Annotated in this window: 12 protein-coding genes; 6 read left to right on the top strand and 6 right to left on the bottom strand. The window is 41.7% G+C overall.

All coding sequences use genetic code 11. The annotated features are described in order from the left end of the window. Positions 1-81: 81 nt before the first annotated feature. Complete coding sequence (murJ, locus tag PSF28_RS07695; protein WP_210835588.1) at positions 82-1,620, top strand: murein biosynthesis integral membrane protein MurJ; 1,539 nt, start codon at positions 82-84, stop codon at positions 1,618-1,620. A gap of 233 nt (positions 1,621-1,853) precedes the next feature. Here murJ and argS read toward each other — a convergent pair whose 3' ends face one another. Further along, positions 1,854-3,584, bottom strand: a complete 1,731-nt coding sequence (gene argS / locus PSF28_RS07700; protein ID WP_272684860.1) for an arginine--tRNA ligase — start codon at positions 3,582-3,584, stop codon at positions 1,854-1,856. A gap of 165 nt (positions 3,585-3,749) precedes the next feature. Between argS and PSF28_RS07705 the strand changes: the two genes are divergently transcribed. The 5 genes from PSF28_RS07705 to PSF28_RS07725 all read left to right on the top strand — a co-directional run bounded on the left by PSF28_RS07705 (position 3,750) and on the right by PSF28_RS07725 (position 9,368). Continuing rightward, on the top strand, positions 3,750-4,304 hold the full coding sequence (locus PSF28_RS07705; RefSeq protein ID WP_272664987.1) for a VOC family protein: 555 nt from the start codon (positions 3,750-3,752) through the stop codon (positions 4,302-4,304). A 181-nt stretch (positions 4,305-4,485) separates the two neighbouring features. Then, positions 4,486-5,247, top strand: coding sequence for a copper homeostasis protein CutC (cutC, locus tag PSF28_RS07710; RefSeq protein ID WP_210835595.1), 762 nt, complete (start codon positions 4,486-4,488; stop codon positions 5,245-5,247). A 291-nt stretch (positions 5,248-5,538) separates the two neighbouring features. Beyond that, complete coding sequence (locus tag PSF28_RS07715) at positions 5,539-7,962, top strand: DMSO/selenate family reductase complex A subunit (RefSeq protein ID WP_272684861.1); 2,424 nt, start codon at positions 5,539-5,541, stop codon at positions 7,960-7,962. A 10-nt stretch (positions 7,963-7,972) separates the two neighbouring features. Continuing rightward, complete coding sequence (locus tag PSF28_RS07720; protein ID WP_210835599.1) at positions 7,973-8,590, top strand: DMSO/selenate family reductase complex B subunit; 618 nt, start codon at positions 7,973-7,975, stop codon at positions 8,588-8,590. Between the two features lies 1 nt (position 8,591). Beyond that, positions 8,592-9,368, top strand: a complete 777-nt coding sequence (locus PSF28_RS07725; protein ID WP_272684862.1) for a dimethyl sulfoxide reductase anchor subunit family protein — start codon at positions 8,592-8,594, stop codon at positions 9,366-9,368. 61 nt (positions 9,369-9,429) lie between these two features. Here the strand turns inward: PSF28_RS07725 and cmoB are convergent, their stop codons facing one another. The 5 genes from cmoB to PSF28_RS07750 form a co-directional block, all read right to left on the bottom strand. Further along, positions 9,430-10,401 (bottom strand): tRNA 5-methoxyuridine(34)/uridine 5-oxyacetic acid(34) synthase CmoB, encoded by a 972-nt coding sequence (cmoB, locus tag PSF28_RS07730; RefSeq protein WP_210835603.1) that lies wholly within the window; start codon positions 10,399-10,401, stop codon positions 9,430-9,432. Positions 10,402-10,403: 2 nt separating this feature from the next. Continuing rightward, entirely contained in the window at positions 10,404-11,153 is a 750-nt protein-coding gene (gene cmoA / locus PSF28_RS07735) for a carboxy-S-adenosyl-L-methionine synthase CmoA (RefSeq protein WP_272684863.1), read from the bottom strand. A gap of 131 nt (positions 11,154-11,284) precedes the next feature. Beyond that, a complete protein-coding gene (locus PSF28_RS07740) occupies positions 11,285-11,683 on the bottom strand; it encodes an MAPEG family protein (RefSeq protein ID WP_004255048.1) in 399 nt (132 codons plus the stop codon). 149 nt (positions 11,684-11,832) lie between these two features. Beyond that, positions 11,833-12,237: an NUDIX hydrolase gene (locus tag PSF28_RS07745; RefSeq protein ID WP_272684864.1), complete on the bottom strand. Its 405-nt coding sequence runs from the start codon at positions 12,235-12,237 to the stop codon at positions 11,833-11,835. Positions 12,238-12,345: 108 nt separating this feature from the next. Continuing rightward, on the bottom strand, positions 12,346-12,669 hold the full coding sequence (locus PSF28_RS07750) for a DUF4377 domain-containing protein (protein WP_272684865.1): 324 nt from the start codon (positions 12,667-12,669) through the stop codon (positions 12,346-12,348). Between the last annotated feature and the right edge of the window lie 9 nt (positions 12,670-12,678).

Raw genomic sequence — 12,678 nt, forward strand, 5'->3', positions numbered from 1 at the left:
TCCTAATTTACTTTTCAATCGTAGTCAGTTGCAGTGCACACTGTTAAACTGATGCGATTGTATTCTTTTAGTCTATCAATCATGAATTTATTAAAATCATTGGCGGCAGTAAGCTCCATGACCATGATGTCTCGTGTGCTTGGCTTTATTCGTGACGCCATTATCGCTCGGGTTTTTGGTGCAGGAGCGGCAGCGGACGCCTTTTTTGTCGCATTTAAATTACCGAATCTTTTACGCCGAATTTTTGCCGAGGGGGCATTTTCACAAGCGTTTGTCCCCATACTGGCGGAATATAAAAACCAACAGGGAGAAGAAGCCACCCGTACATTTGTCGCTTATATTGCCGGGATGCTAACCCTTGCTTTGGCGATTGTGACTATCCTTGGCATGATAGCTGCTCCTTGGATCATTTATGTCACCGCTCCTGGATTTACCGACGACGCTGATAAATTTGCGCTGACTACTGACCTTTTACGGGTCACATTCCCTTATATTTTTCTGATTTCACTGGTCTCCCTCGCTGGGGCAATTCTCAATACTTGGAACCGTTTTTCGGTTCCGGCATTCGCGCCGACATTGCTCAATGTCAGTATGATCATTTTTGCCGCTTTTGCCGCCCCATACTTTAATCCACCCATTATGTCATTGGCATGGGCGGTGCTGGTTGGTGGTGTTTTACAGCTAGTCTATCAGCTCCCGTACCTTAAAAAGGTGGGTATGTTAGTGTTACCGCGCTTGTCATTTCGTGATAGTGGGGTTTGGCGTGTAATGAAAATGATGGGGCCTGCCATTATTGGGGTCTCTGTTGCTCAAATTTCTTTAATTATCAATACAATATTCGCCTCTTTTTTGCAATCTGGTTCAGTATCATGGATGTATTACGCCGATAGGCTAATGGAATTGCCATCTGGAGTACTTGGTGTGGCTCTCGGAACGATTTTATTGCCTTCACTCGCGAAAAGCTTCACGAGCGGTAATCAAAATGAGTATCGCCAATTGATGGACTGGGGGTTACGCCTTTGTTTGTTATTAGCCTTACCATGTGCGTTAGGGTTGGCAATACTCTCTGAAGCATTAACGGTGTCTTTATTCCAATACGGTAATTTTACCGCGCATGACTCATTAATGACGCAATATGCTTTAATTGCCTATTGTGTCGGTTTAACGGGGATGATTTTGGTGAAAATTTTGGCACCGGGCTTTTATTCACGCCAAGATATTCGTACGCCAGTGAAAATTGCGATTGTCACTTTAATATTAACACAATTGATGAACTTAGCTTTTATTGGCCCATTGCAACATGCTGGTTTAGCCTTGTCTATTGGGCTAGCAGCCTGTTTTAATGCAGGGGTTCTCTATTGGCAATTGCGCAAGCAAGATATTTTTCAGCCTTTAGCGGGTTGGAAAGGGTTTATATTTAAATTATTGATAGCCTTAATTATAATGGGAGCTGTGCTATTTGGTGTCTTACATTTTATGCCATCTTGGCAAGAAGGTAATATGCTGATGCGTATGCTACGTTTGATAGGTGTCGTAATTGTTGGTGCGGGAAGCTATTTCGTTGCTTTATACGTGCTTGGGTTCCGCCCTCGTGACTTTATGAAACGTAGTATTGCGTAACGAATAATAAGCACATCAATAAACATTAAGCCCAAAATTTTGGGCTTTTTTTGTTTCTCAGATCTATTCATTTAAGTTATTGATGGCGGTTGATTTATTTGGAATTTGCTTCTGGGTGATCTTGCAATGAAAAGCTAGGTGAAGGGTGGAAATTGGCGTTAATACTTGCTTTGTAGCACAAACAAAAACGGCTCACCGAAGTGAACCGTTAACAGACAACCTATTGATTTGAACTACATTCTTTCAACGGTTTCAATACCCAGTGTGTCTAAGCCCGTTTTTAACGTTCTTTGGGTTAATGCAGCCAATTTCAAGCGGCTTTGGCGCTGTGCTTCGTCATCAGCTGACAAGATAGGGCAGTGCTCATAGAAACCAGAGAATAAACCTGCTAATTCATATAAATAAGCACACATAACATGAGGTGTACCATCACGAGCGACAGTTAGAATGGTTTCTTCAAACTGTAATAAACGTGTCGCAAGTGCAATTTCACGAGGGTCTTGTAATGAAATAGGCAGAGTTAAGTCTGCATGGGTTAAATTGGCTTTCTTGAAAATAGAAGCCACACGAGTATACGCATATTGCATATACGGAGCGGTATTTCCTTCGAAAGCTAACATGTTGTCCCAATCAAAAATATAATCCGTCGTTCTGTTTTTGGATAAATCAGCGTACTTAACCGCACCAATACCGACCACATTTGCGACGTTAAGTAATTCATCTTCAGGCATATCCGGGTTTTTCTCACGGATCAATGCTTGAGCGCGTTCAACTGCTTCATCAAGCAAGTCTGATAAACGAACAGTACCACCGGTACGAGTCTTAAATGGCTTGCCATCTTTACCTAGCATCATACCGAACATATGGTGCTCAAGCGCCATTGATTCAGGGATATAACCTGCTTTACGGACGATGGTCCATGCTTGCATCAAATGTTGATGTTGGCGTGAGTCAATATAGTAAAGTGAGCGGTCAGCATGCAGGGTTTCATAACGGTATTTAGCACAGGCAATATCGGTTGTTGTATACAAGAAGCCACCATCTTTTTTCTGGACGATCACGCCCATAGGTTCGCCTTCTTTATTTTTAAATTCATCAAGGAAAACAACCGTTGCGCCTTCACTCTCAACCGCTAAACCTTTAGCTTTTAAATCTGCAACAATACCCGGTAGCATGCTGTTATATAAGCTTTCACCCATCACGTCATCTTCAGTTAAGGTGACGTTTAAGCGGCGGTAGGTTTCTTGGTTTTGTTGCATGGTGATATCAACCAATTTACGCCACATTTGGCGGCAATACTCATCACCGGATTGCAATTTCACCACATAACCACGTGCGCGTACCGCAAACTCTTCATCTTCGTCGTAGTGCTTTTTGGCTTCACGGTAAAATTCTTCGAGGTCTGCAAGTGCCATATCCGTGGCATCTTCATTTTGTACTTTTTCGAGATAGGCAATTAACATACCAAATTGCGTACCCCAATCACCGACGTGATTGGCTCGAATGACTTTATGACCAATAAATTCTTGAGTACGTGCCGCAGCATCACCAATAATGGTTGAACGCAAGTGACCCACGTGCATTTGTTTTGCGACATTAGGCGCTGAATAGTCAATAACAATCGTTTCAGACTCGACTGGCGCGATGCCTAAGCGCTGTGAAGCTAATGCTTCTTCAACATGCTTTTCAACCCAAGTTGGCTCAAGGAAGATATTAATAAAGCCAGGGCCTGCAATTTCAACTTTGCGGGCAATCCCTTCTAAATCTAAGTGATTAACAAGCTGTTCTGCCAGTTGTCGCGGAGCTAGCCCCATCTTTTTAGCCGCGCCCATCACTCCATTAGCTTGGTAGTCACCAAACTGAGCTTTAGCGGATTGACGCACAAGTGCATCGCTGCCTTCTGGAGCACCCGCTGCTAACATCGCAGCACTAATTTTATCTGAAAGAATCGCCTGAATATTCACCGAATTACCTTAAATTACGAACATAGTTACCGCATTGTGCCATCACATGCGCATAACTAAAAGGTGGAAGAGAAAAATCGGCAGGTTTTATACCACATTTTGGGGCTCTCATGCTACAGTCTGCGTCATTGTTTAGCAGATAAGTTTTTGTAAAGGGGGCTTTAAGTGCCACAGTTTAGCAAAATTTCGCAATTACAAGATTTATGGGATGACCTACCTGTATTTATTCGTAAATTACAACAGATGGCGCAGGAGATAAACCTATCATTGTCATCCTTTCCGATAGACCATATTTCAGTGCGCTGTCATCATCTTGCAACTGCAGAACGTTGGCACCAAGGATTACTGCAATGTGCGCAACTTTTATCTGACAATGTAATTAATGGTCGGCCGATTCGTTTATATGAGCTAAGCGAGCCGTTAAACATCGTAGGTCAAGATGTATTTATGATTGAATTACCTTTCCCAAAAGACAAAATTTACCCGAAAGAAAGCTGGGAGCATATTGAAATGGTAATTGATGTTGAGCCAAGTGAGCTAGAAACCGCGGCATTCCAGTTGCTGCTTGATCCTTTACCCCAAGGATACCGACTGAAGATGAGCCAGCCTAAAGGGCAGCAAGAAAGGTTGCCAAATCCAACATTAGCAGTGTCAAATGGTGAAATAACCGTTAAATACCATCCATTTCCGCTAAAAAAGATAATTGAAAGTGAAAAATAAGTGATGTAATTAACGTTATTGATCAATAGTTCTCATTAACTTTTGGCGGTGTGATATCCATCCGATAACATTTTTTAATAAATGGCATTATTAGCTGAATTGTTAACGTTTAACATTAAATCTTTTCATTATTTTTGGGCACATAAAGTAGGTGTTTTATTGCTCTATTTCGGAGGTTGTGATGGCAAAACTGGAAATCTGTTGTTTTGGAATTGAATGCGCCCAAGTGGCCCAAGAGTATGGTGCAGATCGTATCGAGCTTTGCTCTGGCGCCGCTGATGGTGGCTTAACACCCAGTTATGGCTACCTGAAACTGGCAAAAGAAAAACTGCATATTCCAGTTCATCCTATTATTCGTCCTCGTGGTGGTGATTTTTGCTATAACATCAGTGAATTTGACGTGATCCGTGAAGATTTAATTATGATTAAGGAAATGGGTTTTCCAGGCGCTGTTATCGGTATATTGGATAGCGAAGGGCGCATTGATATCAACAGGATGCACACGTTGATGGAAATAGCACAGGGGATGAATATTACCTTCCACCGTGCATTTGATATGTGTATTAACCCATTGTTAGCTTTAGAACAATTAAAGGAACTCGGCGTAGCTCGCATTTTAACCTCTGGGCAGCAACAAAGCGCGGAGCTAGGTTTACCGCTCTTGAAAGAGCTACATGAAAAAAGCCAGCAAATTAATGGCCCACAAATAATGGCGGGTGCGGGCGTACGTTTGGCCAATTTAAGTAAATTTATGGAAATCGGCTTATCTGAGGTACACAGTTCCGCAGGGAAAACGGTACCATCAACCATGAGTTACCGTAAAGTGGGCGTGACAATGGCCTCTAATAGTGAATCAGATGAATTTACTCATTATTGTGTGGATGGTCCTACGGTCGAAGCGATGAAGGACTTTATTTCTATTACAGAAAAAGTTTCTGTTTAATTGCTGCTGGCCTCAATACACGGCTTTGATATAGAAATTTTACATAGCTTGTTATTCTTTAAGGAAAATCAATTCGTTGGTTTTCCTTATTGTTTTTTAGTCATCAATTAGTTTAATGTCATTAAAATAGCCAATAAGAAGACTAAAAATATGATTTATTTATCATTAATGGTTTAATTATTGCTTGTGTTGATACATGTCAATTAACCCTTATTTTTATAAGGCTACTATCTAATTACTATAAGAATACTAAGTAATTCAATTTATAATAATTAATAAGGTAGCAATGTAATGATCAATAAAATCAGGGAAAAAGCGCTGAGTCGGCGACAGTTTATTCAGGCTTCTGCCTCTGTCGCTACGACAACGGCTATCGTCAGCTCCATCTCACTACCTTTTTCCGCTCAAGCAACACCAACCATCACAATCCAACCCGATGAAGTCAGCGAAAAAATCAAATACAGCGCATGCTTAGTCAATTGTGGCAGTCGCTGCCCACTCAAAGTACATGTAAAAGATGATGTCATTACTCGTATATCGAATGAAACCATGTATGACGACACACAGTTTGGTTTGCACCAAATACGCCCTTGTTTAAGAGGGCGTTCTGTTCGCTGGAAAACTTATAACCCAGACCGCTTGAAATACCCGTTATTGCGTACAGGGAAACGAGGGGAAGGCAAATTCAAACGAATTTCTTGGGATGAAGCAACAACGATTGTGGCGCAAAAGTTACGTTCAACCATTGATACCTATGGCAATGAAGCGATTTATTATCAGTATGGTTCAGGTTCGACAGGGGCGAATTTACAAGGGCGCAATGCGTGTAAACGTTTATTAAGCCAACTCGGTGGGTTTCTTGACCAACATGGAACTTACTCAACAGCCCAAATAAATGGGGTCATCCCGTATGTTTATGGCAAATTAGACGACTCTTTACTGTCTGAAATAGCTCACAGCGATTTAGTGGTGATGTTTGGCCATAATATCGCGGAAACACGGATGTCCGGTGGCGGCCAATTCTACGAAACCCTAAAAGCATTAGAAAAAAGCCAAGCTAAAGTCATTATTATTGACCCGCGTCGCACCGATAGCGTGACAACACTCGGAGCGGAATGGCTCCCGATTTATCCGGGTACTGACGGTGCGCTTGTGGCTGCGATTATCCATACATTGATTAAAGAACAATTAACGGATGAAGACTTTCTAGCGAAATACTGTGTGGGTTGGGATAACCAGACACTTCCTGAGTCCGCACCCAAAAATGGCTCATATAAGGATTATATTTTAGGGCTAGGTGATGATGGTATTGAAAAAACACCGCAGTGGGCTAGCCAAATTACAGGCGTCTCACCAGTTCGAATTATTCAACTGGCTCGTGAGTTAGGTAATGCGAAAGCCGCGTGGATTTCTCAAGGTTGGGGATTACAAAGGACGGCATCGGGTGAACAAGCTGCACGGGCTGTGATGATGTTACCGATTGTCACGGGACACATTGGACGTCCAGGAACGAATGCCGGAGGATGGGGAGGAAACGTGGCGTATTCTGTGCCAGATTTTGCTATTCCAAACCCAGTTAAAACCAAGATCCCGTGTTTTATGTGGACAGATGCGATTGCGCGCGGAACCGAAATGACCGCGACAAATTCAACCCTGTTGGGTAAAGAGCGTCTTGAAACGAATGTGAAATTTTTATGGCACTATGCGAGTAATGTCACGGGTAACCAACATTCTGACCTAAACAAAACCCACAAAATTCTAACAGATGAGTCTTTATGCGAGTTTATTTTGGTGTGGGATACGCATATGACGGCATCGACTAAATATGCGGATTTAATTTTACCCGATGTGACCAGTGTTGAATCAAATGATTTAATTAATAACTCATATGCCAGTGGTGCTTATCACTATGCTATTCGCCTACAAAATGCGATTACCCCATTATGGGAGTGTCGCCAATCTTATGATGTTTTAACTGATATTGCTGAAAAATTGGGTATTAAAGACCAATTTACCGAAGGTCGTACTCATGAGCAGTGGATAGAACATTGCTATAACCTGATGCGAGAAAAAAATCCACACTTGCCCTCGTTCGAAGAAACGAATGACATGGGAATTGTTGATAGAAAATTGGCAAACAGTGCAGATTATATAGCATTAAAACCATTCAGAGATTCACCTGAAACCGCGCCATTGCCAACACCATCGGGTAAAATTGAAATTTATTCAGAAAGGCTCGCTAAGATAGCGAAAGAGTGGGAATACCCTGCTGACCAGCGGATCCCTGCTGTACCTGAATATTGTGTAAATACTGAAGGCGTTGAAAATAAGCAAGCTAAACAAAAATATCCACTGCAAATGACAGGCTATCATGATAAAGGCCATGCGCATTCTTCATATTTTAATATTGCAATGCTGCGCGAAGCCGTTCCTCACCAGTATTGGATTAACCCAATTGATGCGTCGGCTCGTGGTATTCAGGATGGTGATATTACTGAAATTTTCAATGACCGCGGGCGTATGCATATTAAAGCAAAAGTGACGGAGCGCGTATTACCTGGTGTGATTGCAGTCCCGCAAGGTGCTTGGCGAGAAGTCAATGAGGAGGGGGTCGATATTGGTGGTTGTATTAATACACTAACGACACAACAGCCTTCCGCTCTTGTTAAAGGAAATCCACAACATACTAACTTAGTTGACGTGAAACGTGCATAAGGAGTGACGAATGAAACAGTATGGTTTTTATTTTGACTCAACAAAATGCACAGGGTGTAAAACGTGTCAGGTGAGTTGTAAGGATGAAAAAGACCTTGATTTAGGGCCTAAATTTCGTCGGGTATACGAGTTTGGTGGTGGAGCATGGCAACAACAAGAGGGGATATGGCAACAGAATGTTTATAACTACTATCTATCGATTTCCTGTAATCATTGTTCTAACCCAACCTGTGTTGCAGGATGCCCAACTGGTGCGATGCACAAACGTGAACAAGACGGACTAGTGGTGGTCGACCAAACCATTTGTGTTGGATGCCGCTACTGCGAGTTACGTTGCCCATACGGTGCACCACAGTATGACGAAAAGAAAAAATTGATGAGTAAATGCGATGGATGCTATGAACGCGTCGAAAAAGGGATGAAACCCGTTTGTGTTGAATCTTGCCCACAACGCGCATTGGACTTTGATGATATCAACATCCTTCGTAAGCGCCATGGCAATATTAGCGGGATCGCTCCCATGCCAAACCCATCTCTTACTAATCCTAATATTGTCATTAAGCCGCATAAAGATGCTAAACCTTGTGGTGACAAGAGCGGGAAATTACAAAACCCAGCAGAGGTATAACATGCACGAACTTCCACTCGTTTTTTTCACCGTATTGGGGCAATCGGCAGCAGGTTTATATTTATTGGCGTATGCGAGCCGAAAACTGGGGATGTTGAGCGAGAACCAATTGCGTCATACCAATATAGCGGCATTTGTCATCATGATCATTGCGCTAGTCATTGGTGGATTACACGTTGGGCAGCCTCTACGCTTCTTTAATATGCTTTTAGGCGTAGGCCGCTCACCAATGAGTAATGAAGCTTTACTCAGTGGTATTTTTGTCGCCTTTGGGGCTGCAACTTTATTATTCATCCTATTGATTAAAAATAAAGTGCTGAGTGAACTGTGTAATATTGCCACGGTGATTTTTGGTTTGGCATTCGTATGGTCAATTCCTCAAGTTTATAATATTGCTACAGTAGCCAATTGGTTTACTGTTTTCACGACATTACAAATGTGGATGACACTGTTAGTGGCTGGTGGCGCATTAGCCATCTTATTCGGCGCTCAGCGGTTAGGGGCGATGGCATTTTTGATCGGTTCAATTATTATTTTTGCTACTCGCGCGGCTTATGTGTCATTTTTAGGCGAGACAGGGCTAGAGATTAGCGCCGAGCAAGCTGGTTTTTGGAGTTTCCAATTAGTCGTCTTAGCGGTGATGCTGTTTGTTTATCCGGCTCTGCTATATCGAGGAAGAAATTCATCCGTACTATTAGGCCTATGTGCGCTAGCGGTTATTTTAGCCGAGTTATCTGGCCGAATTGCCTTCTATAATTTATGGCAAATAACAATGTAATCGCTTGTTAACTACCATGATAATAAATGCCTATGACATGATTGCCATAGGCATTTTATCTTTATGGCTTACGCGCAACTAAAATTGCACGTAGTGGTGCGGGGTAACCTTCGATAGTTTTAGTTTTATCATTGGGGTCTAAAAATTCAGCTAATGAATCTGTTTTCATCCATTGTGTGCGGCGTTGCTCTTCCAAAGAAGTTACTTCTTGGTCAACAATTCGGACATCGACAAAACCACATTTCTCTAACCAAACTTTGAGCATTTTAGCGGAAGGTATAAAATAGACATTACGCATTTGGGCATAGCGCTCACCGGGGATCAAACACTGAAACTCATCCCCCTCAATAACCAGGCTCTCTAAAACCAATTCTCCTTCGCTGACTAATTGGTTTTTAAGTTGCCATAAATGGTCGAGTGGTGAACGGCGGTGGTAAAGTACACCCATTGAGAACACAGTATCAAATGCTTTCAATTCAGGTAGTTGTTCAATACCTAAAGGTAACAAGTGGGCACGTTGGTCATCGCCTAATAGCTTTCTTACTGCTTCAAATTGGCATAAAAATAATTCCGTTGGGTCTATCCCAACGACAAATTTGGCCTCTTGCCCTAACATACGCCACATATGATAACCGCTGCCACAACCGACATCTAAGATATAACGGTCTTTTAGTGATGAAATATGGGGGAGTACGCGATCCCATTTCCAATCGGAGCGCCATTCAGTATCAATATTGACACCATAGAGAGAAAATGGACCTTTGCGCCATGGCATTAATTGTTGAAGAATATTATTTAAGCGCCGAGTCTCGCCTGCAGTGAGTTCGGGTTCACGTGTCGCTGTCACGCTATGACGTAAATCCAAATCAGTAGGAACCATAATTGGCAGGTTATCTAGCATTTTTTCCCATGAAGAAAAACCACCGTGTAACCCTTGTTTTTTCCATTCTGAAAGTTGTGCTGGAAGCGTTTCAAGCCAATGACTTAGCGGGCCAACGGCAATTTGTTGGTAAAAACGACCAAAATCAATCATGCCTAGACCTCTTTGATGGCTAACAGTGAACCAAAATTAAAGCACTGGAACCAAACTTCACAGTGAGTAAAACCGGCATTTTTTAAACGCGCTTTATGTGCATCAACAGAATCTGTGAGCATTACGTTTTCTAACATGCTACGTTTTTGGCTGATTTCTAATTCGCTATAGCCATTTGCTCGTTTAAAATCGTGGTGCATATTGAATAATAACTCACCGATTTCTTTGTCTTCGAAGTTAAACTTCTCGGAAAGGACTAAAATACCGCCGGGTTGTAGCCCTTGATAAATTTTACTGAGTAATAATTGGCGATCATCTGGGTTGAGAAATTGTAAAGTAAAATTGAGCACAACCATGGAAGCATTTTCGATATTTACATCACGAATATCACCTTCTATAACGTCAACCGGTGTATCCGCCCGATAGGCATCAATATGGCGTCGGCAACGTTCAACCATAGCAGGAGAGTTATCAACAGCAATAATTTTGCTTTTTTCTACTGTAATATTACGCCTTATAGATAAGGTTGCTGCACCTAAAGAGCAGCCTAAATCGTAAACATGGCTGTTGGGTTTGACAAAACGACCCGCTAGCATGCCAATCATCGTAATAATATTAGAGTACCCTGGAACGGAGCGTTGAATCATATCAGGGAATACTTCAGCCACTTTTTCATCGAATTGCCAGTCACCAAGGTTAGCGATAGGCGCAGAGAAAAGGCGATCTTTTGAGGTTGGATCTGAGTTTGACATAAGTTCTGTATTAAGCAAAAACAAAAGTAGTGAAGGATTGTATCAGAAAGGCAGCCTACTGAAAATCAATCCATAAGCAATGAAATAATGAGCGGCACATTAATAACACGTGCCGTTATAGAGAGTAAAAACTAAAGATTAAATGAAACGATTTGCAGCCAAGGTAGGTAATACGTATTGGCGATAACCATCAGTGCCATTGCAAGGTAAGTTGCTACCATGCCTGAACGGCGATATGAGTAATCGTGATTTTTCAAACCATAAGAGTGCAGTATTCGACCGGCAATTAAGATCAGGCCACAAATATGAATCATCCACACTTGTGCGCCATTCATTTCCATTAAAAGCAATAAAATTAATGAGATGGGAATGTATTCGATGGCATTACCATGAACGCGGATTGCGGTTTGTAACTCATAAAAACCGCCATCACCATAAGCTATACGGTATTGATTACGCAGCTTCACAACATTTAAGGATAATCTAAGCAGCAGTAAGGCACCCAGTACAGCATACAAAGAGCTGACCATTTTTTACTCCACCATAAAACGAATCAAACTATGAAAACACCTAAAAATATAAGTTATAGTAATGGGTATTAACAATATTTTGTGAATTGTAAATCCTAAAAAGCCGTTAGACAAATGAAATCACAACTTTTTTGGGTAGTCCTCATGCTCTAGTTGATCAAACCTTCTTTCTTTAAGCGAGTTAAAATAGTCACCGCCGTGGTTGAGCAGCGCGGTAAATCGTCAATGCTGAACCAATCTAGCTCAGCAATCTCAGCAGCAGGGTGTGGCTCGCCTTGATAGTCTGCAAAGTAGCAACGAATACGGACTTGCGTTCCATCTGTTTTTCCATCAGCAGGGCCAATAAACTCACCATAAAACCGGATAGAAGCGACATCTAGCTCAAGTTTTAATTCTTCGGTAATCTCACGGCAGAGTGCTTGTTCATCAGTCTCACCTTGCTCACGTTTTCCGCCGGGGATGTAAAACAAACTTTTATTATGGGAACGTACCATCGCAATTTTGTGATCTGATAAGGTAATTAACCCCAGTTTATCAATGATTTTAGCACTCATAATATGGTCACTCTGTTATTTAACGATGATAAGAGAATTATTGCTGTAAGTGAGTCATTAAGTAAAATGATAAAATTACTTAATGACTTAAATTATATTGTTTAAAAATTATTTTTTCTCAACGATTTTTACCAATTCATAACGAATACTTGGCGCATCAGCGGGTGGGTTTGGTACGTCAAATTGCTTCACTTGCAAGGTATAAGAGAAGCCTGGTTGATATTCGAAGCCTTGAATTGAACTATAAAAAAGTTGCCAGTCATCATTTGGGTTTTCTTTCACTTTCATGCACTTCATTGGGGCAACCCCCACACAATCAGCAAGAGAAGAATCAATGTAAAAAGTTTTTGTATTATCAGTCTCTGCGGGTTTCATGTTTTGGCATCCAGCGAGTAGTACGAACATGGAAGTGGCAAGTAAAAATTTTTTCATGGGCAATCC

The sequence above is a fragment of the Providencia sp. PROV130 genome (assembly GCF_028482225.1).
GTDB lineage: Bacteria > Pseudomonadota > Gammaproteobacteria > Enterobacterales > Enterobacteriaceae > Providencia > Providencia rettgeri.